The 26,344-nt window shown below is 60.7% G+C and carries 23 protein-coding genes and 1 pseudogene; 14 read left to right on the forward strand and 10 right to left on the reverse strand.

Annotated elements, in window-relative coordinates; translation table 11 throughout:
- Positions 1-109 precede the first annotated feature (109 nt).
- Together ACM6G4_RS22045 and ACM6G4_RS22050 are read left to right on the forward strand one after the other, a co-directional pair.
- Positions 110-982, forward strand: coding sequence for an ATPase (locus tag ACM6G4_RS22045; protein WP_414914622.1), 873 nt, complete (start codon positions 110-112; stop codon positions 980-982).
- Between the two features lie 87 nt (positions 983-1,069).
- Positions 1,070-1,918, forward strand: a complete 849-nt coding sequence (locus tag ACM6G4_RS22050) for a cache domain-containing protein (RefSeq protein WP_414914623.1) — start codon at positions 1,070-1,072, stop codon at positions 1,916-1,918.
- Positions 1,919-2,041: 123 nt separating this feature from the next.
- On the opposite strand, the gene ACM6G4_RS22055 is transcribed toward ACM6G4_RS22050, so the two are convergent.
- The gene (locus ACM6G4_RS22055) at positions 2,042-3,559 is read right to left on the reverse strand and encodes an MDR family MFS transporter (RefSeq protein ID WP_414914624.1); all 1,518 of its coding nucleotides are present in this window, start codon (positions 3,557-3,559) and stop codon (positions 2,042-2,044) included.
- 78 nt (positions 3,560-3,637) lie between these two features.
- Positions 3,638-4,831, reverse strand: a complete 1,194-nt coding sequence (pobA, locus tag ACM6G4_RS22060) for a 4-hydroxybenzoate 3-monooxygenase (RefSeq protein WP_414914625.1) — start codon at positions 4,829-4,831, stop codon at positions 3,638-3,640.
- A gap of 181 nt (positions 4,832-5,012) precedes the next feature.
- Between pobA and ACM6G4_RS22065 the strand changes: the two genes are divergently transcribed.
- Positions 5,013-5,909, forward strand: a complete 897-nt coding sequence (locus ACM6G4_RS22065) for a helix-turn-helix domain-containing protein (protein WP_056726108.1) — start codon at positions 5,013-5,015, stop codon at positions 5,907-5,909.
- A gap of 8 nt (positions 5,910-5,917) precedes the next feature.
- Here the strand turns inward: ACM6G4_RS22065 and ACM6G4_RS22070 are convergent, their stop codons facing one another.
- Positions 5,918-6,094: a hypothetical protein gene (locus ACM6G4_RS22070; protein ID WP_020799474.1), complete on the reverse strand. Its 177-nt coding sequence runs from the start codon at positions 6,092-6,094 to the stop codon at positions 5,918-5,920.
- A gap of 161 nt (positions 6,095-6,255) precedes the next feature.
- Positions 6,256-7,161, reverse strand: coding sequence for a LysR family transcriptional regulator (locus tag ACM6G4_RS22075; protein WP_414914626.1), 906 nt, complete (start codon positions 7,159-7,161; stop codon positions 6,256-6,258).
- Between the two features lie 114 nt (positions 7,162-7,275).
- On the opposite strand from ACM6G4_RS22075, the pseudogene ACM6G4_RS22080 reads away from it, so the two are divergent.
- Both ACM6G4_RS22080 and ACM6G4_RS22085 read left to right on the forward strand, forming a co-directional pair.
- A pseudogene (locus ACM6G4_RS22080) lies at positions 7,276-8,151 on the forward strand (MBL fold metallo-hydrolase); the annotation flags it as partial.
- Positions 8,152-8,200: 49 nt separating this feature from the next.
- Positions 8,201-8,815, forward strand: a complete 615-nt coding sequence (locus ACM6G4_RS22085) for an NAD(P)-dependent oxidoreductase (protein WP_414914627.1) — start codon at positions 8,201-8,203, stop codon at positions 8,813-8,815.
- A 102-nt stretch (positions 8,816-8,917) separates the two neighbouring features.
- On the opposite strand, the gene ACM6G4_RS22090 is transcribed toward ACM6G4_RS22085, so the two are convergent.
- Complete coding sequence (locus ACM6G4_RS22090) at positions 8,918-9,799, reverse strand: LysR substrate-binding domain-containing protein (protein ID WP_056726103.1); 882 nt, start codon at positions 9,797-9,799, stop codon at positions 8,918-8,920.
- Positions 9,800-9,958: 159 nt separating this feature from the next.
- On the opposite strand from ACM6G4_RS22090, the gene ACM6G4_RS22095 reads away from it, so the two are divergent.
- The 6 genes from ACM6G4_RS22095 to ACM6G4_RS22120 all read left to right on the forward strand — a co-directional run bounded on the left by ACM6G4_RS22095 (position 9,959) and on the right by ACM6G4_RS22120 (position 17,334).
- On the forward strand, positions 9,959-11,596 hold the full coding sequence (locus tag ACM6G4_RS22095) for a 5-guanidino-2-oxopentanoate decarboxylase (RefSeq protein WP_414914628.1): 1,638 nt from the start codon (positions 9,959-9,961) through the stop codon (positions 11,594-11,596).
- Positions 11,593-13,041, forward strand: coding sequence for an aldehyde dehydrogenase family protein (locus ACM6G4_RS22100; RefSeq protein ID WP_223541150.1), 1,449 nt, complete (start codon positions 11,593-11,595; stop codon positions 13,039-13,041). The genes ACM6G4_RS22095 and ACM6G4_RS22100 overlap by 4 nt, the downstream gene beginning before the upstream one ends.
- A 217-nt stretch (positions 13,042-13,258) precedes the next feature.
- Complete coding sequence (locus ACM6G4_RS22105) at positions 13,259-14,362, forward strand: extracellular solute-binding protein (protein ID WP_414914629.1); 1,104 nt, start codon at positions 13,259-13,261, stop codon at positions 14,360-14,362.
- Positions 14,363-14,509: 147 nt separating this feature from the next.
- The gene (locus ACM6G4_RS22110) at positions 14,510-15,418 is read left to right on the forward strand and encodes an ABC transporter permease (protein WP_223541149.1); all 909 of its coding nucleotides are present in this window, start codon (positions 14,510-14,512) and stop codon (positions 15,416-15,418) included.
- Positions 15,415-16,260: an ABC transporter permease gene (locus ACM6G4_RS22115; protein WP_414914630.1), complete on the forward strand. Its 846-nt coding sequence runs from the start codon at positions 15,415-15,417 to the stop codon at positions 16,258-16,260. Before ACM6G4_RS22110 ends, ACM6G4_RS22115 begins: the two co-directional genes overlap by 4 nt.
- 18 nt (positions 16,261-16,278) lie before the next feature.
- Positions 16,279-17,334 carry an ABC transporter ATP-binding protein gene (locus ACM6G4_RS22120; protein ID WP_008052508.1) on the forward strand — a complete coding sequence of 352 codons (1,056 nt, stop codon included), beginning with the start codon at positions 16,279-16,281 and terminating at the stop codon, positions 17,332-17,334.
- Between the two features lie 131 nt (positions 17,335-17,465).
- On the opposite strand, the gene ACM6G4_RS22125 is transcribed toward ACM6G4_RS22120, so the two are convergent.
- Positions 17,466-18,395 (reverse strand): AraC family transcriptional regulator, encoded by a 930-nt coding sequence (locus tag ACM6G4_RS22125; protein ID WP_414914631.1) that lies wholly within the window; start codon positions 18,393-18,395, stop codon positions 17,466-17,468.
- 431 nt (positions 18,396-18,826) lie between these two features.
- On the opposite strand from ACM6G4_RS22125, the gene ACM6G4_RS22130 reads away from it, so the two are divergent.
- Both ACM6G4_RS22130 and ACM6G4_RS22135 read left to right on the forward strand, forming a co-directional pair.
- Positions 18,827-19,180 carry a putative quinol monooxygenase gene (locus ACM6G4_RS22130; protein ID WP_056726097.1) on the forward strand — a complete coding sequence of 118 codons (354 nt, stop codon included), beginning with the start codon at positions 18,827-18,829 and terminating at the stop codon, positions 19,178-19,180.
- A gap of 41 nt (positions 19,181-19,221) precedes the next feature.
- The gene (locus ACM6G4_RS22135) at positions 19,222-19,452 is read left to right on the forward strand and encodes a hypothetical protein (RefSeq protein WP_223532182.1); all 231 of its coding nucleotides are present in this window, start codon (positions 19,222-19,224) and stop codon (positions 19,450-19,452) included.
- Positions 19,453-19,455: 3 nt separating this feature from the next.
- Here ACM6G4_RS22135 and ACM6G4_RS22140 read toward each other — a convergent pair whose 3' ends face one another.
- The 4 genes from ACM6G4_RS22140 to ACM6G4_RS22155 all read right to left on the reverse strand — a co-directional run bounded on the left by ACM6G4_RS22140 (position 19,456) and on the right by ACM6G4_RS22155 (position 25,016).
- The gene (locus ACM6G4_RS22140; RefSeq protein ID WP_223541147.1) at positions 19,456-20,079 is read right to left on the reverse strand and encodes a flavin reductase family protein; all 624 of its coding nucleotides are present in this window, start codon (positions 20,077-20,079) and stop codon (positions 19,456-19,458) included.
- A gap of 270 nt (positions 20,080-20,349) precedes the next feature.
- Complete coding sequence (locus ACM6G4_RS22145) at positions 20,350-21,669, reverse strand: MFS transporter (RefSeq protein ID WP_056726093.1); 1,320 nt, start codon at positions 21,667-21,669, stop codon at positions 20,350-20,352.
- A 255-nt stretch (positions 21,670-21,924) separates the two neighbouring features.
- Positions 21,925-23,256, reverse strand: a complete 1,332-nt coding sequence (locus ACM6G4_RS22150; protein ID WP_056726092.1) for a sigma-54-dependent transcriptional regulator — start codon at positions 23,254-23,256, stop codon at positions 21,925-21,927.
- Positions 23,250-25,016: a sensor histidine kinase gene (locus ACM6G4_RS22155; protein ID WP_414914632.1), complete on the reverse strand. Its 1,767-nt coding sequence runs from the start codon at positions 25,014-25,016 to the stop codon at positions 23,250-23,252. Before ACM6G4_RS22155 ends, ACM6G4_RS22150 begins: the two co-directional genes overlap by 7 nt.
- A 296-nt stretch (positions 25,017-25,312) precedes the next feature.
- Between ACM6G4_RS22155 and ACM6G4_RS22160 the strand changes: the two genes are divergently transcribed.
- Positions 25,313-26,206 (forward strand): hypothetical protein, encoded by an 894-nt coding sequence (locus tag ACM6G4_RS22160; protein ID WP_414914633.1) that lies wholly within the window; start codon positions 25,313-25,315, stop codon positions 26,204-26,206.
- The last annotated feature ends 138 nt before the right edge of the window (positions 26,207-26,344 follow it).

Below are 26,344 nucleotides of genomic sequence, written 5' to 3' on the forward strand. Positions count from 1 at the left end.
ACCATGACCCCTGACTGAACCGGATTCGGGCTTGGGGGTCAATGGTTGCGGCTGTGGGGTTTATACTGTGCGGCATAAAGCCATTATGTGATTCACTAAGGTTGATTCAATGTCTATGCGAAACGATGCCAACGACGACTTCGATGATGTACCGAGCCTGCGTGCAGACGTTCTCGATGACGACTTTGCGCCGACCGCCCGCACGGTCGTGCACTCGCGCACGGCGCCAGTGGTGAAGGTCAAGGCGGCGAGTACCGGTGCCTTGTGGGCGTTGGTCGGGGCGTTGTTCTTTGCGTTCGCGGGCCTGGCCTGGTGGAGCTTTCAGCAGATCTCCCTGATGGAGCAGCAACTGGTGGCGACCCAGGAAAGCTTCGCGCGAATCAGTGAGGAAGCGGCGGGGCGCCTGCAGGATATTTCCGGAAAGGTTGTCGCCAGCCAGACCAGCGTCAACACTGACAGCGAGGCTTTGAAGCTGCAAATCCGCCAGTTGGAAAGCAAGCTCCAGGACCAGAGCGCCCAGCAGCAAGGTGTTGCCGGCCAGGCCTCGGACCTGGACAAGCGACTGGCACAAATGACCGCGCAAACCACCGAACTGGACAAACGCCTGGCGCAATTGACTGCCCAGGACACCGAACATCAGACGGCTAATACGCAGTTACAGGCCCAGGTCAAAGCCTTGAGCACTGAACTGGCCGCCCTGAAAAGTGCCCCGTCGGATTCGGAAAAATTCGATGCACAGCTCAAAAGCCTGGGCGCCGATATTGCCGCACTGAAGAAACAAGGCAACCCGAGCGCGGCCATCGAGCGTCTCGAACAAGACATGATCGTGGTCAAGAGCGTGCAGGACAACCGTCCGGCGGTCACACAGGGTTCGACCAACACGGCCGAGTTCGATGCCTTCCGCAGCCAGGTCACCCGCAACATCAATACCCTTCAGGCGCAGATCCAGAACCTTCAGCAGCAACTGCGCGCCCGGCAGTAATCGACTGCTTCAGGAGGTTCCTGATATCCATGCATCCCCCATTGCCGTCTACGCTCTTGAAACACCACCAGGAACGAGGGATGCGCAATGGGGTTTCTGCATAGGTTCACCTTGCTGTGCGGCATGTTTTTGTTGTGCCTGGGCCAGGCGCAAGCCGCCGGGACGGAAAAGGACGACAGCAAGGCGGCCATAGCCCTGCTGGAAAAAGCCCTGGCCTACTACCACCAGAATGGCGACAAGGCCCTTGCGGCGTTCAGCCGCCAGGGTGAGTTTGTCGACAAGGACCGTTATGTCTTCGTGCTCGACACCAAGGGTGTGATGCTTGCCAGTGGCGGGCCGTCGTCGGCGCTGATTGGCCGGGACGTGTCGGAAGTGCTCGGGCCGGACTTGCAGAAAACCTTCAAGGACGCCCTGAAAGTGCCGGAAGGCAATGGCATTCAGCAGGCGGAATATCGCTGGCAGAACTGGAATGATGGCAAGGTCGAGCGCAAGCATGTCTACTACCAGCGCATTGGCCAGCGGATTCTGGCGGTCGGTTATTACCTGCCCAGGGCCTCCGCCGAACAGGCCATGGCCTTGCTGAACAAAGCGGCAACCGATCTGACCAGGGACGAAAAGGGCACCCTGACGGCGATCAACTCCCTCAAGGGCGGCTACCTGCAGGATGACCTGTACGTATTTGTTGTCGACCTGGACACCCAGCGTTACGTGGCCCACGGCACCAACCTGCGGCTGATCAATACCGACTTCAGCAAGATCGCAGACCCGGAAGGCAAACCGGTGGGCGAGCCGATTCTGGCGTTGATGGCCCAGCAGGATGATGGCGAATACGAATACCGCTGGAAAAACCCGGTGACCGGCAAGGTCGAGAACAAACATGCCTACCTGAAAAAGGTTGGGCATTTTCTGGTGGCTGTCGGGTATTACAGCCCTTGAATGGTAGTGACTGTTAAACCGTCTTCGCGAGCAAGCCCGCTCCCACAGTTGACTGCGTACTTATGAAGAGCTCGGTCTAATGTGGGAGCGGGCTTGCTCGCGAATACAAGCGACTCGGTCTGCCTACCGAACCTTATCCTCCCGCCCGCGCAACAACATGTTCGGCATGGCAATCGCCGCCGCCAGCCCCAGCAGTGAAACGGCCGCACTGACCGTCAACAAGTGCCGGAACGTCAGCAACAACTCGGCACGCAAGGCGTTCTGCGCATCACCTGGCGCGGCATTCAAACCGTCCAGCAACACATTCCCCGAATGACCTTCGGCAATCAGCGACGAGCCGGCCAGGTGCGCGAAACTCGAGTCCTGCAACAACGCCAACAGCAGCGCCGACATCAATGCCACACCCACGGCACCACCCAGCGAACGGAACAGATTGGTGGTGCTGGTGGCGACGCCGATGTCCCGTTGGTCCACCGAGTTCTGCGTGCCAACCAATGACGTCGGGAACTGCATGCCGGAGGCAATGCCGCAGAGCAGCATGAACAGGCTGCTCACGACGAATGCCTGGGGCGGGCTGAACGCCATGCCGATAATCGAGACAGGCATCAGCGCCGCGCCGGCAAGGATCATCGGTTTGTAGCGCCCGGTCACCGAGGTGCGGCGGCCGGCGAAATACGCGCCGATCGGCAAGCCCATGGCCAGCGGCAGCAGGTGCAGGGCGGCGCTGTCGGCACCGGCGCCGGTGACGCTCTGGAAGCGCAGCGGCATCAATACGATCAGTGAGATGGCCTGGAAGCTGGTGAAGAAAATCGTGCACCAGCACAGGATCGCGTTGCGGTTGGCGAACAGATGCATGGGCAGCAACGGCTCCCGTGCCCGTCGCTCGTGGACGACGAACAGCCCCAGCACCAGCACCGCACAGGCCAGCAGCGCCAATACTTCGGCACTGCGCCACGAGTGGCCCTGGCCGACCTGGGTGATGCCCAGCAACAATGCGGTCAGCCCGATGATCATCAGCACAGTGCCCAGGTAATCGATGATCGGTTTGCGTTGCGGAATCGGCAGGCCCACCAGCGTGCGATGGGCCACCAGCCAGGCACCCAGGCCCAGCGGCAGGTTGATCAGGAACACCCAGCGCCAGGACAGGTATTCGGTCATATAGCCGCCAAGCACCGGGCCGGCCACGCTGGCCACGGCATACATGCTGCTGAAATAGCCCTGGTAACGACCGCGCTCCCGTGGTGGCACGATGTCACCGATGATCGCCTGGCTCACCGAGATCATTCCGCCGGCCCCGATGCCCTGGAGGATCCGGGCCAGCACCAGTTGCTCCATGCTCTGGGCCATGCCGCAGAACACCGATGCCAGGGTGAACAGGCCCATGCCGAACAGCATCAGTTTGCGCCGCCCGTACAGGTCGCCCAGTTTGCCGTAGATCGGCACCGCCACGGTCATGGCCACCATGTAGCCGGAAATCACCCAGGCCAGCAGGCTGACGTCCTTGAATTGCGCGGAAATGGCCGGCATCGAAACGGCGACGATGGTCTGGTCCAGCGCGCCGAGGAAGATCGCCAGCATCAGGGCGATCAGCACGCTGCGGATAGCGGGTTTGGGCGTTTCAGGTTGGTGGAGATTAGTCACGGGAAAACCTGCGGGCAGTGATTGACCCGCAAGTAGCTAGGCGAGCGGGGATGCTCGCCAGTGTAAGTCGGTAGGAAGCTATTCGATAGCCTCGTAAGGAAGCCCGACGTAGTTTTCTGCAATGGTTTTTCGACCCGCTTCAGAGCCGACAAAATACTCCAGCTCCGACTCGGCAATGCGCTGGCTAAAGGCATCGTGATCGTCGAAACGGTGCAGCATCGAGGTCATCCACCAGGAAAACCGTTCGGCCTTCCACACCCGGCGCAGGCAGATTTCCGAGTACTTCTCCAGCAGATCGAGGCGATCTTCGCGGTATACCTTGACCAGGATGTTGAACAGCGTACTGACGTCACTGGCCGCCAGGTTCAGGCCCTTGGCGCCAGTGGGCGGGACGATGTGCGCGGCGTCTCCGACCAGGAACATGCGCCCGTATTGCATGGGTTCGACGACGAAGCTGCGCAGTGGCGCGATGCTTTTTTCGATGGACGGGCCCGTTACCAGTTTGTCCGCCAACTGTTGTGGCAGTCGCGACTTGAGTTCGTCCCAGAAGCGTTGATCCGACCAGTTGTCGACATGATCGCTGGTGGGCACTTGCAGGTAATAACGGGTGCGTGTCGGCGAGCGCATGCTGCACAGCGCGAAACCGCGCTCATGGCGGGCGTAGACCAGCTCTTCGTGGACTGGCGGGGTGTCGGCCAGGATCCCGAGCCAGCCGAACGGATAGATCCGTTCGAAGACTTTCAGGCTGTCGGCGGGAATCGATTGCCGTGCCACTCCATGGAAGCCGTCGCAACCGGCGATGTAGTCGCAATCGAGGCGATACCGTTCGCCGTCCTTCTCAAAAGTGACAAACGCTTCGTCGGTTTTCATGCCGTGGGGAACGACGTTGTCGGCTTGATAAATCGTCTGCGCGCCAGCCTCCCGACGAGCGGCCATCAGGTCGCGGGTGACTTCGGTCTGGCCATAGATCATCACGCTCTTGCCCCCCGTCAGGGCGTGCAGATCGATGTGGACCTGGCGTCCGCCGAGGGCCAGTTCGAAGCCTCCATGGACCAGTCCCTCGGCGTCCATGCGCTGACTCACGCCGGCCTGACGCAACAGCTCTACCATGCCTTGTTCAAGCACGCCGGCGCGGATTCGGCCGAGCACGTAGTCCGGGGTCTGGCGTTCGAGAACGAGGGTGTCGATGCCGGCGTTGTGCAGCAATTGGCCGAGCAACAGGCCAGAAGGGCCGGCGCCGATGATGGCGACTTGGGTTTTCAGCGTTTTCATTGTTTTTATGACTCGCAAGCTTCACGCGACCAGGGCCGGTGAATGATTTTTATGGATCGAGTGCTTGCATTTTTCCCTTGCGGGTCTGTCAATTGAAGGTGAAAACTGAGCCGATAGCTGTACATTCTGCCAATCGGTGCGATTATCGCCCGCCATCTACTCCGAGGCCTGGATTGAAGTGATGAACAAGCCTGACCTGCCTTCGATTCCGGTGTTCAAGCTCTACGGTGAAAGCCTGGATTGGCCGACCCCGGACTTGCTGCACTGTGAAACCATTTCCAAACGCAGTCGCGAACATCATTGGGAAATCAAACCTCACCGCCACGCTGATTTGTGCCAGTTGCTCTTCGTGTTCAAAGGTCAGGCAGAGCTTGAAATCGAAGGCAAGCGAACGCAACTGGTGGAACCGGCAATCCAGATCCTGCCACCGCTGTCAGTGCACGGCTTTCGCTTTTCCGAGGATGTGGAAGGGTTTGTCGTGACCCTGGCCGCGCCGCTGATCGCCCACCTGCAGATACAGTTGGGGCAATCGGTCAATGCCCTGGCCCAGTCCGAAAGCTACCCGGCAGGCAAGGACGCCGAGTACCTCAACAGCCTGTTCAGCGCCTTGCAGAACGAATACACCAGCCATCAACCGGCGCGGGAAATGCTCATGCATTCGCTGGTCAGTGTGATCGTGGTGTGGGTCAGCCGCCAGGTGATCCAGCGCCGCACCGCCATGGCGCGACCGCAGCGGGCCCGGGAATACCTCAACGGCTTTATTCAGCTGGTGGAAGAGACCTATCGCCAGCACGTCAAGGTCGAGGACCTGGCCCATCGGCTGGGGATTTCCGTATCCCACCTCAACGGCACCTGTCGTGAGCTGGCGGGGCAACCGGCGTTGCAGATCATGCACGAACGTCAATTGCTGGAGGCCAAGCGTTTGTTGACCTACACCAGCATGACCATTTATGAAATGTCCGACGTGTTGGGGTTTTCCGATCCGACCAACTTCACGCGCCTGTTCCGGCGTCGTGTGGGGATTTCGCCCAAGGCGTTCCGCGACCGCCTGAAGGCCGATCAGGACAACGAAGCCTGACCCCTTCGTTATCGGAGGGCGTTGAGGGTGGCGTTGTGGGGGATGCAGCGTTCGAAGTTGCAACTCGCCGCTTCACGGGGCAGGTTGCGCAGTTGCTCGACGCGCCAGGCCGCAGCGCCATACAGCCCGAGAGTGACCGCGCAGGTGATGAAAATCGCGAGGTATCTTCTTGTTTTGATGTTCATGGCGTTGACCTCTGAACGAATACCTTTCGGTATTACTTTGAGCATAGGTCAGCGCCGGTGAGTTGTGTAGGAGCTGCCGAAGGCTGCGATCTTTTGACTTTGATTTTAAGAAGCAAGATCAAAAGATCGCAGCCTTCGGCAACTCCTACAGGGGGGCGGTGTTACAACCCGATATCCCACTCCGGTTCTTCCGGAAATCTAAGCACCAGAAAATCCAGCAAGCTGCGCAACGCCGTCGGCATGTGCTTGCGCGAGGCATACACCGCATACACGTTCATTTGCCGGGGTTCCGCCGCCGGCAGCAGGCGAATCAATTCGCCGCTGTGGATGTGCACGCCGGCCTGGTAGGTGGGCAGCATCGCCACCCCGGCGCCGGCGATCGTTGCGCGCAGCAGCGTGCTGGCCTCGTTGGCGCTGATGTTGCCCTGCACCGGTACAGAAACCTGCTCGCCGTCCTGCTCGAAATGCCACAGGCTTTTGCCGAAGTAGGAGTGGGTCAGGCAGTTGTGCAGGCTCAGGTCCTCGACCCGTTGCGGCACCGGGTGCTCACGCAGGTAAGCGGGGGACGCGCAGATCACCGAGCGGCAAACCGTCAGGCGGCGGGCGATCAGGTTCGGGTCCAGGTCGTTGCTGGTGCGGATCGCCAGATCGATGCGCTCATCCACCAGGTTCACGGTGCGGTCGAGCATCTGCATGTCGATGCTGACGCCGGGGTAGCGCCGGACATACGCAGCCATGGCATCGGCCAGTTGTGCCTGGCCGAAGGAGGTGCTGACGCTGATCCGCAGCAGGCCGCGCGGTGCGTCATTCGGTTCGCTGACGGCGGCTTGCATGTCGGAGGACAAATCGAGCATCTGCCGACAGCGGGGCAGGATCTCGGTGCCGGCAGCGGTCAGGCTCAACTTGCGTGTGGTGCGATGCATCAGGCGCGCGCCGACCCAGTCTTCCAGTTCCGCCAGATACCGCGACACCACCGGCCGTGACAGCTCCAGATGATCGGCGGCGGCCGACTGGCTGCCGAGGTCGACCACCGTGACGAACACGCGCATTGCTTGAAGACGATCCATGATTTGCCCGCTTTCAGAAACAAACTATGTTCAAGCATCGCATTTTTTGTACTGAGTCAGGCAACTAAGCTCTGTTCCATCGCCAAGCAAGGCATTCGGACAACGGAGCAACAGATGATCGGTTTCACCACTTTAAAGCGCATTTTGCTGGCAGGCGTCGCCCTCGGTTTCGCCGCCCATGCAGCCGCCTCGACCTTGACGCTGGATGTCTACAACCCCGGTGATAAAGCGATCTTCCCGGTGACCTCGGTGCTGGTCAGTGGCGAGAAAGAAGCGATCCTGGTGGATGCGCAATTCGGCAAATCCCAGGCCGAGCAGGTGGTGGAAAAAATCCGCGCCAGCGGCAAGCAGCTGACCACCATCTACATCAGCCACGGTGACCCGGATTACTACTTCGGCCTCGATACCCTGACGGCTGCGTTCCCCAAGGCGAAGGTCCTCGCCTCGCAGCCGACCGTCGACCACATCAAGCGAACCGTCGACGGCAAACTGGCGTTCTGGGGCCCGAAAATGGGTGCGGACGTGCCGGCCAAAACCATCGTGCCGGACGTGCTCAAGGGTGACAGCCTGATCCTTGAAGGGCAGAAGTTGCAGGTGCTTGGTCTTGAGGGCCCGCAGCCGGATCGCAGCTTTGTGTGGATTCCGTCGCTCAAGGCCGTGGTCGGTGGTGTCGTGGTGGCGCAAAACATCCACGTGTGGATGGCGGACACGCAAACGCCACAGTCCCATGCCGATTGGTTGGCTACGCTGCACTCCATTGAAACCCTGAAACCGCAGACCGTGGTGCCGGGTCATTACCTTGGCGAGAGCGATCGCTCCCTGGCCGCCGTGCAGTTCACCGCCGCATACATCAAGGCCTTCGACGAGGAAACCGCCAAGGCCAAGGATTCCGCCGCGCTGATCGCGGCGATGAAAAAGCGCTTCCCGACCCTGGAAGATGAAAGCTCCCTGGAGCTGAGCGCCAAGGTCGCCAAGGGCGAGATGAAGTGGTACCCCGCCTCAACTGAAATCCTAGAAGCTCAACCCACTGGAGAACGTCATGAGCAAAATCGCAATCATCGGTGCCACCGGTCGTGCCGGTAGCCAACTGCTGGAAGAAGCCCTGCGCCGCGGTCACAGCGTTACCGCCATTGCCCGCGATACATCGAAAATCGACCCGCGTGACGGTGTGGCCGGCAAGGCCGTCGATGCCCTTGATGCCGCTGCGTTGCAAGCTGCGATTGCGGGCCATGACGTGGTTATCAGCGCGGCGCATTTCGCCACGCTACCTGCCGGCGCAGTCGTTGGTCCGGTGAAAAAAGCCGGGGTTAAACGTCTGCTGGTGGTGGGCGGGGCGGGTTCACTGCTATTGCCCGATGGCACTCGAGTGATCGATAGCGAAGGTTTCCCAGAGGCCTACAAGGCAGAGGCCGGCGCGGGTGCCGAATTCCTCGCCAGCTTGCGTGAAGAACGGGATCTGGACTGGACCTTCCTGTCGCCATCGGCCGAATTTGTCGAGGGCGAGCGCACGGGTACATTCCGCCTGGGTCAGGATGACTTGCTGGTGAGCAGCGAAGGGCGCAGCTGGATTACCTTTGCCGACTACGCGATTGCAATGCTCGACGAAGTGGAAGCGCCGAAGCATTCGCGGCAGCGGTTTACAGTCGGGTACTAACACCGCAATCCATGTAGGAGCTGCCGCAGGCTGCGATCTTTTGATCTTGAAAATCAAAGTCAAAGGATCGCAGCCTGCGGCAGCTCCTACAGATACCGTGGTTCAACGCGACTGCGCCTGCTCCACCAACCAGCCCATCAATTCACGCAACTTCGGCGAAGGCCCGGGTTTTTCGGGGAATACCAGGTAATACGCCAGTCCTGTCGTCACCTTCAAGTCGAATGGCATGACCAGCCGCCCGGCGTTCAGGTCATCGCCGATCAGCGACCAGTCGCCAATCGCCACCCCCGTTCCCTGGGACGCCATCGACATCGCCAGGTCCAGTGTTTCGAAATGCTGGCCCTTGCCGACATTGGTCAAATGCACATTCGCCGCTTTCAACCAGGCCTTCCAGTCCCGCTCGTCTCGGGTCGGGTGCAGCAGCAGGTGCTGTTGCAGATCGGCCGGGCTCTGCAGGGGCATGGGGCCTTCGAGCATCGGTCTGGAACACACCGGCGTGAGTTGTTCGTCGAAGAGTTTTTGCGACATCAATGAATCGTCCGGCGGTGCGCCGTACATCACCGCTGCATCGAATTGCTCGCGATGAAAATCCACCCCATGCTTGACCGTGGTGGTCAGTTCCACCGGCACGTCCGGGCGTTCCCTTTGCCATTGCAACAGACGTGGCAGCAACCAGCGCATGACGCAGGTCGGTGCCTTGAGCTGCAGGGTTTCGCGCTTCTCGCCGATCTGCTCAACGGCCTCGTCGATCAAACCGAAAATCTGCTGCACCCGTGGCAGCCATTCCCGTCCCTCGGCTGTCAGGGCAAGGCCTCGGGCCAGGCGGATGAACAGCTCATAACCCAGATGATCTTCCAGCCCGGCGATCTGCCGACTCACCGCGCCCTGGGTGATATGCAGCTGTTCGGCGGCCCGGGTGAAATTGCAGCACTGCGCGGTAATCAGAAAAGTGTGCAGCGCCGGCAGGGGAGGCAGTCGTTTCATTGGGATCCAAGGTATGACGTGAGGACATGGCTAGTATGACTTTTTATCCATTGTTGCGGCTACCTGTCGCCCGTTCCAATGAGGCCATTCCCGGGCCTGCGAATCCATCATAAACACAGCGCACGCCCGGCGTCTCAAACGAACAAAAAGGGCAAAGACATGGCGACGTGCGGCGAAGTATTGGTCAAGTTACTCGAAAACTACGGGGTCGAGCAGGTGTTCGGCATTCCGGGGGTGCATACCGTGGAGCTGTATCGCGGGCTGGCCCGTTCGAGCATCAACCACGTCACGCCGCGTCATGAGCAGGGCGCCGGCTTCATGGCCGACGGCTACGCCCGCACCAGCGGCAAACCGGGTGTGTGCTTCATCATCACCGGCCCTGGCATGACCAACATCACCACCGCCATGGGCCAGGCCTATGCCGATTCGATCCCGATGCTGGTGATCTCCAGCGTGCAATCGCGCAGCCAGTTGGGCGGCGGTCGCGGCAAGCTGCATGAGTTGCCGAACCAGGGCGCACTGTGTGCCGGTGTCGCGGCGTTCTCCCACACCCTGATGTCGGCGTCGGAATTGCCGGGTGTGTTGGCCCGCGCCTTCGCGCTGTTCCAGGCGGGACGTCCGCGTCCGGTGCACATTGAAATTCCGCTGGATGTCCTGGTTGAAGAAGCCGACGACTTGCTCGCCAGCCTGCCGGTCAATATCGACCGCGCTGGCGCTTCGCCGAGCGCCGTGTCGCGCATGACTGAATTGCTGGCCGGTGCCAAGCGTCCGCTGATCCTCGCCGGTGGCGGCGCCATCGACGCGGCCGTCGAGTTGACTGAGCTGGCAGAATTGCTGGACGCGCCAGTCGCCTTGACCATCAATGCCAAGGGCATGCTCGCCTCCGGCCACCCGCTGCTGATCGGCTCGACCCAGAGCCTGGTCGCCACCCGTGTACTGGTTGCCGAGGCCGACGTGGTACTGGCCATCGGCACCGAACTGGCCGAAACCGACTACGACGTGACCTTCGCCGGTGGCTTCGAAATTCCTGGCAAGTTGCTGCGCGTCGATATCGACCCGGACCAGACCGTGCGCAACTACCCGCCGCACGTGGCACTGGTGGCCGACTCGCGCAACGCCGCCCAGGCTTTGCTCAGCGCCCTGTCGCACAAATCCCTGGCCGAGCGCCGCAACGATTGGGGCCAGGTACGTGCCGCCCGTCTGCGTGAAGACCTGGCCGCGACCTGGGATGCACCGACCCTCGCCCAGACCCGCTTCCTCGAAACCGTTCTGCAGGAATTGCCGGACGCGGTGTTCGTCGGCGATTCGACCCAACCGGTATACACCGGCAACCTGACGTTCAACCCGGAGCGTCCGCGTCGCTGGTTCAACTCGTCCACCGGCTACGGCACCCTCGGCTACGCCCTGCCGGCAGCGATTGGCGCCTGGCTGGGTGGCAGCGTCGAAGGTGGTGCGCGGCCTCCGGTGGTGTGCCTGATCGGCGACGGTGGCCTGCAGTTCACCCTGCCGGAACTGGCCAGCGCCGTTGAAGCGCGCACCCCGGTGATCGTGCTGCTGTGGAATAACCAGGGCTACGAAGAGATCAAGAAGTACATGGTCAACCGTGCCATCGAGCCGGTGGGCGTGGACATCTACACCCCGGACTTCATCGGTGTGGCCAAGGCATTGGGTTGCGCCGCCGAAGCGGTCAGCAGCGTCGAGCAACTGCGTGGCGCATTGCGTGTGGCTACCGATCGCCAGGGCCCGACCCTGATTGAAATCGACCAGACCCAGTGGATGCAGGCGGTGTCGAAATGACTTTCCCTACGACCCTGGATGGCCTGTACATCAACGGCCAATGGTCGGCCGGCAACGAACACCTGCGGGTGATCAACCCGGCGACCGAAGCCCTGTTGACCACCGTCAATGGCGGCGATGAGCGCGCCGTTGACCACGCGGTGAGCGCGGCGACCCAGGCGTTCGCCGACTGGTCGAAAACCACGGGCGCCGAGCGCGGCGCGATCCTGCGCAAAATCGCCGTGGGGGTGCAGGCCAATCGTGAAAAGCTGATGCACTTGCAGTCGAGCAACAACGGCAAGCCGCAGTTCGAAGCCGCGATTGATGTCGATGACGTGATCGCCACTTTCGAGTATTACGCCGGTCTCGCCGAAGGGCTGGATGCCAAACAAGACAGCGCGATAGAACTGCCGACCGACGACTTCAGCGCACGTTTGCGCCGCGAGCCGTGCGGTGTGGTCGGCCTGATCGTGCCGTGGAATTTCCCGATGGTCACCACCGCGTGGAAACTCGCCCCGGCCCTGGCCGCCGGTTGCTGCGTGGTGCTCAAGCCTTCGGAAGTGACGCCGCTGCCGGAGCTGGAACTGGCAGCGATCATCGCGCAAGCCGGGTTGCCGGCAGGCGTGTTCAACCTGGTGTGCGGCACTGGTCTTGCGGTTGGCGCGCCCCTGTCGGCGGACTCGCGCATCGCGAAAATTTCCTTCACCGGCAGCAATGCGGTCGGCGTGCAGGTCATGCAGCGGGCGGCGGAAACCGTCAAGGGCGTGAGCCTGGAACTGGGCGGAAAATCCTCGCTGCTGGTACTGGCCGATGCCGATCTCGACCTGGCGGTGGAAGTGGCCTGTGGCGGTGGTTTCTTCAACGCCGGGCAGATGTGCTCCGCCACCAGCCGCGTGCTGGTCGCCGATGAACTGGCCGATGAATTCCTGAGCCGAGTGAAGACCCGTGCCGAAGCGATCCGCGTGGCCGACCCGTTCGACCCGGACGTGGAAATGGGCGCGCTGGTCAATCAGGCGCAATACCAGCGCGTGCTCGGTCACATCGATCGCGGTTTGAGTGCCGGCGCCAAGCTGGTTTGCGGTGGCAATCGCCCGGCAGACCTGCCGCGCGGATATTTTTTGCAGCCGACGGTGTTTACCGACGTGCCCCAGGGCAGTGCGCTGTGGAATGAAGAGATTTTTGGTCCGGTGATCTGCGTACGCCGTTTCGCCTCTGAAGCCGAGGCGATTGCCCTGGCCAACGACAGCCAGTTTGGCCTGGTCGCCAGTGTGGTGACACGCAATGCACAGACCGCTGACCGTGTCGCCAACGCTTTGCAGGCGGGGCTTGTGTGGATCAATGCGCCGCAGGTGATCTTCCCGCAGACCGCCTGGGGTGGCTACAAGCAGAGCAGCATCGGCCGTGAATTGGGGCCGTGGGGCTTGCAGGCTTTCCAGGAAATCAAACACGTGATCCGGGCCGTCTGAAGGCACGAAAAAGGTGAGCGCATGCCTCGCGTTGAGGCATGCGCTGGCGTCATGGCTTCAATGAGTTTTTATCGATAGTCAGGTGTTTTACACGACCTCAGGATGAACTCGCTGGCTCAGCCAAGCCCCCGAAAATACGAGGGCTAACGCTGGTCCGGTCGCGCGGATGCAACAGTTTCGACCTGCCTTATACCTACAAAAACAAAGGGAGTCCGTAATGGGCGAGCATGATCTGAACAGACGTCAATTTATCAAGACCGTAGGCGTAGCCTCGGTTGCAGCGGCAGCCATGAGCATGCCGTTCATCAAGGCCAATGCCAGCGACACACGTTTTGCCGGCAAGACCCTGCGTTTGCTGACCTGGTCCGATGACACCGGCCTGGCTGCGCTACGCAACATCGCCGCGACGTTCGAAGACAAGTACGGCTGCAAGGTCATCGCCGACCGCACCGGCAGTACCTCGGAAATGGTCGCCAAGCTCAAGGCCGGCGGTGATCGTCCGCAGTACGACATCATCACCCTGGCAGGCGTCGGCGCCGAAGGTCTGGCCGCCGCCAACCTGCTGGAAAAGCCCGACCTCAACCGCATTCCAAATCTTGTCGATGTACCGGAGAAATACCGCACCGGCGCCAATGGCCACGGTATCGGTTACCTGCTGTGGTGCAACAGCCTGGTCTACAGCACCCGCACCCAGAAAGAAGCCCCGACCAGCTACGCCTCCCTGTGGGATGCCGACGCGGCGCCAAACATCTTCCTGCCGCCGCCGAACTGGACCGAGGCCATGGACCTGATCATCATCGGCGCCAAACTGGCCGGTGGTGACGAACACAACATCGAGCCTGGCTTCAAGAAACTCGCCGAGCTGAAAGATCGTGTGGTGACCCTGGGTGAAAACCCGAACCAGATCGCCGAACTGTTCCGCACCGGTTCCCTGGACATGGGTGGCCTGTACGCACCGGCCTTCTTCCCGAAACAGATCCGCGACCCGAACTACGGCCTGGGCGCCACGTTCGGCATGAAGGAAGGTTTCTACACCGACCTGATGCTGTCGGTGATGCCGAAGAACCGTCCGGGCGATACCGACATGGCCTACGCCTTCATCAACCACTCCCTGGACCCGCTGGTGCAGGGCAAGATGGCTGAAGACATCTACAACGGCCCGGTCAACGCCAAGGCGATCATCTCCGCCGAAGCACGCAAGAGCCCGTACATCCTCACGCCGGAGCAGATTGCCGAGAAAGCGATCATGCACGACAACGCCTTCCTGGCGACTGTGCATGACCAATGGATTCGTCGTTACACGGAAATCTTTTCTTCCTGATCCGTAGGAGCTGCCGAAGGCTGCGATCTTTAGATCCTGCTCTTCGGTAGCTCTGAAAAAGATCAAAAGATCGCAGCCTGCGGCAGCTCCTACAAGGGGGCCGTACAGGCTGATATTTCTGATCTTCCATTGACGAGACCCTTTGCTATGGAACACCAACCTCTGACTCATCCGGTGAGTGCCGCCCCCGTGCGCGCCGCTCGGGGTGTTTCGCCAACGACGCGCGCCTGGCTTTTCCTCTCGCCGTCGATGCTGTTTCTCGGCGTGCTGATCGCCGCGAGCCTGCTGGTACTGCGCATGAGCGTGGGCACCAAGGGCGCGGAATGGTCCGGGTTCAGCCTGGCCAGTTACGCCCAGTTGCTGGAACCCTATTACCTCAAGTCGCTGATGCTGACCCTGCGCCTGGCGCTGATCAGCGCGGTGATCGCAGTGATCCTGGCAATCCCGGTGGCCTACACCATGTCGCGCCTGACCTCACCGTTCGTGCGGCGGATCTTCCTGGCGGCGGTGTTGCTGCCCTTGCTGGTCAACCTGTTGCTGCAAAGCTACGGCTGGCTGGTGATCCTCGGCCCTGGCGGCATGCTCAACCAGGCACTGATGGGCCTGGGCCTGATCAAGCGCCCGATCATGCTGTTGTACAACCAGAACGGCGTGTTGATGGGCCTGGTGCAAACCGCCTTCCCGCTGGCCGTGTTGCCGATTGCCAGCGCCATGCGCGGCGTCGCCCGCAGTTACGAAGAAGCTGCCGCCACCCTCGGCGCCAGTCGCTTCCAAGTGTTCCGCCAAGTGGTGTTGCCGATGAGCCTGCCGGGGATCATTACCGGCGCGACCCTGGTGTTCGCCTACAACGCCAGCAGTTTCGTGGTGCCCTTGCTGCTCGGCGGCCGGCGCGTGCCGATGCTGGCGGTGATGGTGCATGACCAGATCGCCCCGCTGATGAACTGGCCCGCCGCATCCGCTGCCGGTGTGGTGCTGATCGTCACCACCCTCGCGATCATGACCTTGTCCGAATACATCACTGGCCGCCGTCGCCGCATGCTGGAGGCTTCGCAATGAGTACCCTGATCAAGAAGCGCCAGTTGTTGCCCGGTGAAACCGGCAAGTTTGCCGGCATCCTCTCGGGCTTCATCCTGCTGTTGGCGGTGTTGCCGATTCTGACCATGATCGTGATGTCGTTCAGCGGTGCGTCGAACCTCGACTTCCCGCCGAGCAGCTACAGCCTGCAATGGTACAAGGCCGCCTGGCACACCTTCGTGTCGCCGGACGCCAGTGACGTCCTGAGCCTCGGCCAGGCCATGAGCACCAGCCTGCTGGTGTCGTGCCTGACCATGGTTTTCGCCACGATCATCGCGGTGCCGGCGGCCTACGCGCTGACCCGTTGCGAGTTCCGTGGCAAGGCCGTGGCGCTGCAACTGATGTCGTTGCCGCTGGTGTTCCCGATGGTGGTGTTGGGCCTGGCGTTGCTGCTGGTGTTCGACAGCCTGCCGTTCCACATGACCACCTCGCGCCTGGTGATTGCCCACGTGATCCTCGCGTTGCCGTTCGTGGTGAAGAACTGCACGGCGGCGATGCTTTCCATCGGCAGCGAAGTCGAAGAGGCCGCGCAAATGCTCGGCGCTTCACCGCTGCGGGCGATTGTCGATGTGGTGGTGCCGTTGATGAAGTCGGGGATCCTGGCGGGCATGCTGCTGGCGTTCATCGTCTCGTTCAACGAATTCACCGTGACCTACTTCCTCTACACCATCGACGTCATGACCGTGCCGATCTGGATGTACAGCCGCACCGTGTCTTCGCTCGACCCAACCGTATTTTCGTTTGCCGTGCTGATCGTGCTGATCGACTTCGTCCTGATCTGGGCGCTGGAGAAGCTGGTTGGTGAAGGTGGCGTTTCGTTCTGATTTCTTGAGGTGATTCACATGTCTGGTCTGATTCTGGAAAACGTCGAGAAACATTACGGCTCGGCCTGCGCGGTAACGGATGTGAACCTGCATTTGCCCGAGGGCAAACTGGTGTGTTTCCTCGGCCCTTCGGGTTGTGGCAAAACCACCTTGCTGCGCATGATCGCCGGCCTTGAAACCCTGACCGGCGGCGAGATCCGCCTGGATGGCGAAGACATCGGCAACACCCCGGCGCACCTGCGCAACTTCGGCATGGTGTTCCAGTCCCTGGCGCTGTTCCCGCACATGACAGTCGGGGAGAACATCGCCTATCCGCTGAAACTGCGTGGAGTCAGCAAGGCTGACCAACAGGCGCGGGTGGTGGAATTGCTGGAACTGATCCAGCTGCAGCAGATGATCAATCGCCCGGTGGCCAAGCTGTCCGGCGGCCAACGCCAGCGCGTGGCGATTGCCCGGGCGATTGCCTCACACCCGAAAATCCTCCTGCTCGACGAACCGCTGTCAGCGCTGGACGCCAAGCTGCGCGAGTCGATGCAGGTGGAAATCCGTCAACTGCAACAACGCCTGAACATCACCACCATCATGGTGACCCACGACCAGCGTGAAGCCATGACCATGGCCGATATCGTGGTCGTATTGGGTGAACACAAGGTGCAGCAGGTGGGTACGCCGATCGAGATCTACCGGCACCCGGCCAACGAGTTCGTCGCGGACTTCATCGGCTCGGGCAACATCTTCCCGGCCACGGCGCTGGGTAATGGCAAAGTGAGTTTGCCGGGCGGCGATGCGCTGCAAGTACCGATCTGCAGCAGCATCGTGGTCGGTGAAAAGGTGAAGATGTTGATTCGCCCGGAAGACCTGCAACTGTCAGCGCCACAGGCGACGGCGGGCAACCGCCTGCTGGGCAAAGTGACCTTCGTGCGCGATATCGGCGCGACCATCGAGACCACGGTGGAGTGTTCAGGGGTGTCCTTTACCGCGCTGAGCACGCCGTGCCAGGGCTTTGGCTTGAGCGTTGGGCATCCGGTGTCGGTGACCTTGCCGGTGGAGGCTTGCCGGGTACTTGGCGCCTGATCAGGATTTGATGTTGGCCTTGCTGGCCTCTTCGCGGGCAAGCCCGCTCCCACAGGGTATGTGGCGTTCACAAAACCTGTGGGAGCGGGCTTGCCCGCGAAGGCGTCAGTAGCCGCATCACTGGATCCGGATCAAACCGTCAACCGCAACCGCGCCAGATCCCTTAACGGCGGAGCCCCGAACAACCGGCTGTACTCCCGGCTGAACTGCGAAGGGCTTTCATACCCGACCCGATACCCTGCCGCCGAAGCCTCCAGTCCTTCGGCCAGCATCAGCCGCCGTGCTTCCTGCAGGCGCAGCTGCTTCTGATACTGCAACGGGCTCATCGCCGTCATCGCCTTGAAACGATGATGCAGCGTCGACACGCTCAGGTTCACTTCCTTGGCCAGATCATCAATGCGTAACGGCTGTTCGAAATTGCCGTTGAGCCATTTGATCGCCTGGCTGATGCGATGGCTCTGACTGTTGGCGATGGCGATTTCGTACAGCCTATGTCCCTGTTTGCTGCGTAACAGTCGATAGAGGATCTCCCGGCGAATCAGCGGCGCCAGCATGGCGATGTCTTTCGGCGTGTCCAGTAACCGTGCCAGACGCAGCACCGCATCAAGCATCGCGGTGTCGAGTTTTTCGACATACAGCCCGCGTCCGGCCGGCCGGGTGGGCACGCCGAGGGGACCGGCGTCGGCGATCAGTGCGGTGATTTCCGTCGGGTCGATGTCCAGGCGCAGGGCCAGGATCGGTTCCTCAGGCGAGACATCCACCACCCGCCCACTGAGCGGCATCGAGACCGAGACCACCAGGTAGTTCAATGGGTCGTAGTTGAAGTACTCGTTGGCCAACTGAACTTCCTTGCGCCCCTGGGCCATGATGCACAGCGCCGGTTGCGCCAGAACCGGGGCGAACTCGTGGGACTGGCTGTGGCGGGACATGAACAGCGAGCCGATGGCTGTGGCATAACTGCCATCTTCGGCGGTGTTGCGGCGGATGATGGCCGCCAGTTCCGCGCGCTGCTTTTCCATGTCGGTGTCCAGCGGGGCTTGAAAGTGATCGAGCGACGACATGCGAGGCATCCTCGGCAAGGCATGGAGGGAGTGGTGCAGAGCATATGTTTGTGCAAGCGGCAGCGGTAGACACATCCTGCCGGATGCTTGCCTGATTCTGCCTGGGGTTGGTTTCGTACCCAAGCACGGCCAACGCACAGGCGCGCTTGAACTAACGCCGATAACCCCGTAGGAGCTGCCGAAGGCTGCGATCTTTTGATTTTGAAAGTGAAAGTCAAAAGATCGCAGCCTTCGGCAGCTCCTACACAAAGCTCGTATGGCAGAACCGTGACAGTGTTTTACAGCTTGTTACAGGCTTGTCATGCAGTTTCGCAGGATTGTGCAACGCACCGGCAGGAATCGACTAACGAGAAAGGCGTCGCGACCCTTAACCTTTGATCCTGTCGCAGCCCGTCCCCTGGCTGCCACGCGACTCCCCGGGAGGGTTGAACATGTCCACGCAAATCCCCGTCAGTCATATGGCCTTCGTTCGAGCGCGCGCCGGGCGTTCGGCGGAACTCGGTGTGCGCCTCAGCGCCCTGATCGAACCGTCCCGTGCAGCGCCAGGCTGCCTGAGCTTTTCCTTGCAGCATTCGCAATGCGATCCGCAGTTGTGGCTGGTGTCCGGTTTCTGGAGCAATCAACAGGCTATGACCGCGTACTTCAACACGCCGGCGATGGAGATTTTTGCCGAGTTGGTGCAGGAGTTGGTGGTCAACAGCCTGGACTTCCACACCTTCAAGGATGTCTCGGCGGCGCAGGCTCTGGGACAGTCCGAAGTGGCGGTACACAAACTGGCCGGTTGAGGGTTTAATGACGGCATTCTCAATCAGCCAGGATGCGCGACATGGCACGTAAAGCCTTTGATCACTTCGAAGCTGTTTCCGCCGTAGTACCGGGCGAGGGTGGTTACCACGCCGCTATCGCCGTCAAAGCGCTGGGTGGTGCCGGCGCCCCGCGTTTTCACAAAGTGCTGGAAGGCCAGATCTTCAAGACCGCTCACGAGGCCGATGATGCGGCCGCCAAGGAGCTGACCCGCCTCAAGGACGTCAAGGAAAACACCGACCTGCTCTGGTGATTCTCACCGCCCCGGGCGGTACATCTTGAACAACGCCTCAGGCCCCAGCTGGAAGTAATCCGCCGGCCCGCCGCCGCGCAGAATCGGTTCTGCCGCGGCGGTGTCGTATACCCCATCCTTCAACAGCCATTTGGCGATATGCACGGCGACCACTTCGCCGAGGATCAGCCAGCTCGGCACCACGTTGCCGTCCGCCCGTTGCAACTGGATGATCTGCGTGACCTTGCACTCGAAGGACACCGGGCTCTCTGCCACCCGCGGCACCTGAATGACCTTCGAGGCAGCGGTCGTCAGCCCGGCCAGTTCGAATTCGTTGACCTCAGGCCCGACCATGGCGCAGCTCTGGTTCATCTGCTCGGCCAGCGGCCGGGTGGCCAGGTTCCAGGCGAACTCGCCGGTCTGTTCGATGTTGTTCAGGCTGTCTTTGCGCCCGACGCTGGAAAAACCAATGATCGGCGGGATGTAGTTGAAGGCGTTGAAGAAGCTGTAGGGCGCCAGGTTCAAGCGGCCCTCGGCGTCCTGTGAAGAGATCCAGCCGATGGGGCGCGGGCCGACGATGGCGTTGAACGGATCGTGGGGCAGGCCGTGGCCGTTGGCGGGTTCGTAGAAGTGGATGTCGTCGGGCATGGGATTTCCAGGGCTTTCGGGAGACGTTCATGGTGCAAGCATGCGCCACGGATTTCCAGTCGGATTCGGTACTTGAGTTGATGAGATCCAATGTGGGAGCGGGCTTGCTCGCGAAAGCGGTGTGCCAGTCACATTGATATTGGATATGCCGCCGTCTTCGCGAGCAAGCCCGCTCCCACATTTAACCGGGTTGTTCCAGAAGGAACGCGGTCGAATGTGGGAGCGGGCTTGCTCGCGAAGAGGCCAGTACTGCCAGCTTCGATCTATCTGTCAGTCAGTGACGATCCGCGAATGCTTGCGGGTGTCTTTCATGGTGACGTACACCAACAACGACACGGCAATGCACGCGGTAACGTACCAGTAGTAACCCGTCTCCATGCCGATGCTCTTGAACCACAGCGCGATGTATTCAGCGGTGCCGCCGAAAATCGAGACGGTCAGTGCGTACGGCAGGCCGACGCCCAGGGCGCGGATTTCGGTCGGGAACAGTTCGGCTTTCACCACCGCGTTGATCGAGGTGTAGCCGCTGACGATGATCAGCGCCGCCATGATCAGGAAGAACGCGCCCCACCAGGTCGTGATGGTGTGCAGGGTGGTCAGGATCGGTACGGTGAACAGCGTGCCCAGAATGCCGAAGGCAATCAGGATCGGCCGGCGACCGATTTTATCCGACAGCCCGCCGATGATCGGTTGCAGGCACATGAACAGGAACAGCGTGGCGGCGGAAATGGTGGTGGAGTCGGAAATGCTCATGCCGACGGTGTTCACCAGGTATTTCTGCATGTAGGTGGTGTAGGTGTAGAACGCCAGCGTACCGCCCATGGTCAGGCCAACCACGGTCATCAGTTCCTTCGGGTGACGCATCAAGGTGCGCATCGCGCTTTCCTTGGCTTTTTCTTTCTTGGTGAAGGACTCGGTCTCTTCCATGCCGCGACGCAGGTACAGCGCAACCACGGCACACAGCGCGCCGATGGCGAACGGGATGCGCCAGCCCCAGGCGTAGAGCTCCTCGGTGGTCAGGAAGTTCTGCAGGACAATCAGCACCGCCAAAGCGATGAGCTGGCCGGAGATCAGGGTCACGTACTGGAAGCTGGAGTAGAAGCCACGACGCTCCTTGGTTGCCATCTCGCTGAGGTAAGTGGCGGAGGTGCCGTATTCGCCACCCACCGACAGGCCTTGCAGCAAGCGCGCGAACACCAGCAGGATCGGTGCGCCGATGCCGATGACTTCATAACTCGGGCTCAGGGCGATCAGCAGCGAGCCGAAGCACATCAGGTACACCGAGGCCATCAGGGCCTTTTTGCGCCCGACCTTGTCGGCATACAGACCCATCAGCCAGCCACCGATCGGACGCATCAGGAAGCCCACGGCGAAGATCGCGGCGGTGTTGAGCAGTTGTGCGGTGGTGTCGCCTTTGGGGAAGAAGGTCTTGGCGAAGTACAGGGAGAAGGCGGCGTAGACGTACCAGTCGTACCACTCGACCATGTTGCCGACAGAACCGCTGAAAATCGATTTGATGCGACTGGCGGTGGTTCTTTCTTTAGCCGGCGTGGCAGCCGACCCAAGGGGCAGGGCGTTGGAGTTATCCATTGAAGGATCCTTCATTTAATTGTTTTTGTGGAGCGCGAATAAACGCAGCCTGCCAGGGCTATAGCAGGAGCTGTGCCAACGGGGAGAGGGCCGGTTTAGAGGGGGCAGGATGTTTGGCTGAGCGGAAATCCGCCTATGAGGATGTTTGCGTGAGCGGAAATCCGCTGAAAAGATCGCAGCCTTCGGCAGCTCCTACAAGGACATCGCGTTCATCGGTAGGAGCTGCCGAAGGCTGCGATCTTTTGATTTTGAGGGCTACTCGCTTAAAAACATCTCCCGGGTCAGACCATGCCGCTGCATCTTTTCATTGAAGGTCCGGCGCGGCAGTTGCAGTTCTTCGAGCACCGCTTTCACATCGCCCTTGTGCCGGGTCAATGCCGCACGCAGGCATTGCGCTTCGAACGCTTCCTGTTGCGCCGCCAGTGACTGGCCGGGCTCGATGCCCAAGGGCTCCGGCTCACCGAGCCCCAATACCTGACGCTCGGCGACGTTCGCCAGTTCGCGCACGTTGCCCGGCCAGTCGTGGCTCAGCAGGTGACTCAACTGGGCACCGCTCAACGGTGGAAACTTGCGTCCCAGGCGTTCGGCGGCGTTTTGTGCAAAGGATTCAAACAGCAGGGGTATGTCTTCACGGCGTTCGCGCAAGGGCGGCAGACGTAGTTCCGCGACGTTCAAACGATAGGCCAGGTCTTCGCGGAAACGTCCGGCCCGCGCTTCGTCGAGCAGGTCCGGCTTGGTCGCGGCAATGATGCGCAAATCCACGCGGATGCTCTGGTTCGAGCCCAGCCGTTCAAGCTTCTGCTCCTGCAACACCCGCAGCAGTTTCACCTGCTGGGCCAGGGGCATGCTTTCGATTTCATCGAGAAACAGCGTGCCGCCGTCGGCGTACTCGAGCTTGCCGATGCGCTTGCCGGACGCACCGGTAAACGCGCCGCTCTCGTGACCGAACAGCTCGGCCTCGAACAATTGCTCGGGAATGGCCGCGCAGTTGAGCGCGACAAAGGGCTTGTCGGCCCGCGGCCCGAAGTCGTGCAGGCAACGCGCGACCAGTTCCTTGCCGCTACCGGTTTCGCCGCGAATCAGCACGTTGACCGGCAATGCTGCCAGGTCCAGAACTTGCCGTCGCAGGGTCTGCAAGCCCCGGGACACGCCAAGCAGCGTGGCATCCAGTTTGGCGCGGTTGTCCGCCTGCTCGTGCAGCGCGCGGTTCTCCAGCACCAGCCGGCGCTTGTCGAGGGCGCGGCGCAGGCTGCCGAGCAGGGTTTGCGGGCTGAAAGGTTTTTCGAGGAAATCGTAGGCACCGTCGCGCATGGCCTCGACGGCCATCGGTACATCGCCGTGGCCGGTCAGCAGGATCACCGGCAAATCGGCATCCCGGCGTTGCACCTCGGCCAACAGTTCCAGGCCGGTCATGCCGGGCATGCGCACGTCGCTGAGAATCACCCCGGCAAAATGCCTGGGCAACTGCGCCAGGCACTCGTCGGCGCGGCTGAACAACTGCACCTCGAACCCCGACAGGCTCAACCATTGCTCGACGGCACTGCGAATGCTGCTTTCGTCGTCGACCACGATCACTGAGTTCAGCATGGTTCATGCACCTCCAGGTCGATGGGCAAAGTCATGGTAAACACGGCGCCTTTGTCATGATTGTCGGCAGTCAGGCGCCCGCCGGATTCATGAACGATGGCAAAGGACACGGCCAGCCCGATCCCCAGGCCATCGCCCACCGGCTTGGTGGTGAAGAACGGATCGAAGACCTTGGGCAGGTTCTCTTCGGCGATACCGCCACCGTTGTCGATCACGCTCAGGCGCCACAATTGTTCGTCGGCTTCGAGGCGGATTTCCAGGCGTTTGCAGGGTTTATCCTGCATCGCATCGAGGGCATTGCGCAGCAGGTTGATCAGCACCTGTTCCAGGCGAATCGCATCGCCACGCACCCAGGCCGGGCGGGTCAGGTGCAGCACGGTGCTGACCTGTTCGTCGCGCAACCGGGTGTCGAGCAGTTGCAGCGACTGATCCACCACCGCCGCCAGGTCCAGGCGTTCGCGCAAACCGCCGGGGCTTTTGCGGGCGAAGGTTTTCAGATGGCCGGTGAGGGCCGCCATGCGGGTGAGCATTTCATCCACTGGCTTGAGCGCCTTGTAGGCGTCATCGACTCGACCGTGGTCGAGCAACAGGCGCAAGGTCGCCAGCTGCATGCGCTGGGCAGTTAGCGGTTGATTGATCTCGTGAGCCAGCGCCGCCGACATTTGGCCAAGCGCGGCGAGTTTGGCCGATTGCACCAGGCCTTCCTGAGCGGTGCGCAGGTCGCGGGTACGCTCTTCTACAAGCTGCTCGAGTTCTTCGCGACTGCGTTGACGCAGTTTGGCCAGGCGCCAGCGTTGATTGAGAAACAGCAGCAGGAACACCAGGGTCAGCCATAGCCCTGCCGCGGCGAGGGCTGCGTTGCGGCTGTCTTCGAAGGCGACTTGCGGACGCCGCAGCAGGTGCAGCGTCCAGCCTTCGGTGCTTAGCGGCAGGGATTCCCACAGGTAATCGGCCTTGCCGTCCGGGCCATCGACCCGAGCCAGGTCGCTGTTGTCATCGAAGCGCCGCAACGATTGAAACTCAAGCGGCGTCAGCGGCTGCTTGTCGTACTGGCGGGTGGTCTTGAGTTCGGCGTGGTCGCTGTCGCTCAGCGGCTTGAGCAGGCGATAGCGCCAGCCCGGCTGGTTGGCGATGAAGATGATTCCACGTGCGTCGCTGACCAGCAAGGTGTCGCTGCCCTGACGCCACTCGCGTTCCAGTTCGGGGAACTCCAGTTTCACCACCATGGCACCGAGGAACTGACCGTCGTCATCGCTGACCGCGCTGGAGAGGAAGTAGCCGGGAATCCCGCTGGTCACCCCCACGGCATAAAAGCGACCGGTGCCCTGCGTACGGGTCTGGTTGAAATAGGGACGGAAACCGTAGTTGTGGCCGACATAACTGCTGGGCAAACGCCAGTTGCTCGCGGCTACGGCCAGACCGGTGCGATCGAGCAGTTCCAGGGTCGAGGATTCGGCGGCGCCGTTGATCTTTTCCAGTTTGCGGTTCAGCGCATCCTGTTGCTCGGGGCTCACCGGGCCTTTGAGGGCGTCGCGCAATTGCGGGTCCAGCGCCAGCACCGAAGGCAGGGCTCGGTAACGTTCGATCAGGGTATGCAGGGACGTGGCATACAGCGCCAGTTGCTGATTGGCGCGAGCCGCGTCCTCGACCATTGACTGGCGCACGGTGTGGCGCATCGCCAGGGTGGCGGCGATGGCGGCACCGGCGATGATCAATAAGGTGTAGAGCGCCAGGCGCAGGGTTCGGGAGGTCGGGAGCATCGAACAGAGATCGGAAAAAAGACAGGCGCAAGATAGCATGCGGATCATCTTGCACCAGTGCTCATCTCATACATTAAAGTCGATACCCTGAGCTATCAGGAACTCATGTTTGTTTTGCGCATTTGTACTATTTCATTTTCGAGTTTTCTCAACGAAATCCAGGCGTTCTCAAAAATTCTTATGAATGTCCATTCGTCGGAACTGTCACTTTTTACAGGTAGTCACCTCGTGCGGATCAAGATGAATATAGTGACACAAGCGCCAGCGAGCGTGCCGGGCGCAGGAGAGTTGAGATCATGAAAAAAGATACGGAATCCCGGACGCGGAGAAAAATTGAACCAAAGTGGGAGGTACTGCCCAGTCCCATAATCACGGCTCCCACAGCGGGAACTGTTAGTCGTCGATTTAACGTTCATGCAATCGTACCATCACCCACGCACACCAAATGGAATCTGGACTTCTTTAGAGCGAGCAATAATCAAAAAATTAAAAGATACAGTGGTGGCGTAGGAGTTGGTTTTATAGCGTTTGTGGTGCCCGATGAGTTGCCGGTAGAAGAGCAGATATATTTCAAGATCCAGTATAAAGTCCTTCTATACAGCCATTGGGCTAAGAGTCGTAACTTTAAAATTGGCCAGGTCATACCCCCTACGCCGGTAATTGCCCATCCCGGAACCGTGCGGGTGCCACAACCAGAAATACAAGGAACCAACGGTGTGGCGGGTGCAACGATCTTACTTTGTGAAGAGGGTGTTGGTACCGTTCTATTCGGAACCGCGACAGTACAGTCCGATGGTTCCTGGAAGACCGTGCTTGCGGAGCCATTGTGGATGGGCGATCCGTTCAGGCTAACCGCCATACAGAAACTGAATGATGTGGTGTCCGAATGGGCGAGCCCGGTTCTTTTTGCTGTCCTGTTCACGCCATTGATTACCGATGTAACTGTTTCTGCTGACGGAAAACCCACTATAAGTGGTACGGGGGGGCTCCAAGGCGCCAGGCTTGAGATCTGGAATACGGGCGGGAGCGGCGGCGTCTTATTATCTACGACGGTTCAATCCGATGGAAGTTGGCGGGTTTCTGCCCCGACGGCGTGGAGCTCAGGAAATCACCTCATTACTGCAAGGCAGATCGGCACGGTCACTGGGGGAGATTCCGAGTGGGCAGTCGATAAAGCGTTTACGGTTTGACCGTCCAGACCTGCGATCTCCTGGTCTCCGTGAACGGATAGAGTCTGGAACCTCTGTCGTTGAAAGTTGGATTTGTACGTATAAAAAAGCCGCGCTGTCGTACTGACAGCGCGGCTCTTTTTAATCAACGGTTCAGCG

The organism is Pseudomonas sp. IT-P258 (assembly GCF_949767825.1).
Lineage (GTDB): Bacteria > Pseudomonadota > Gammaproteobacteria > Pseudomonadales > Pseudomonadaceae > Aquipseudomonas > Aquipseudomonas monachiensis.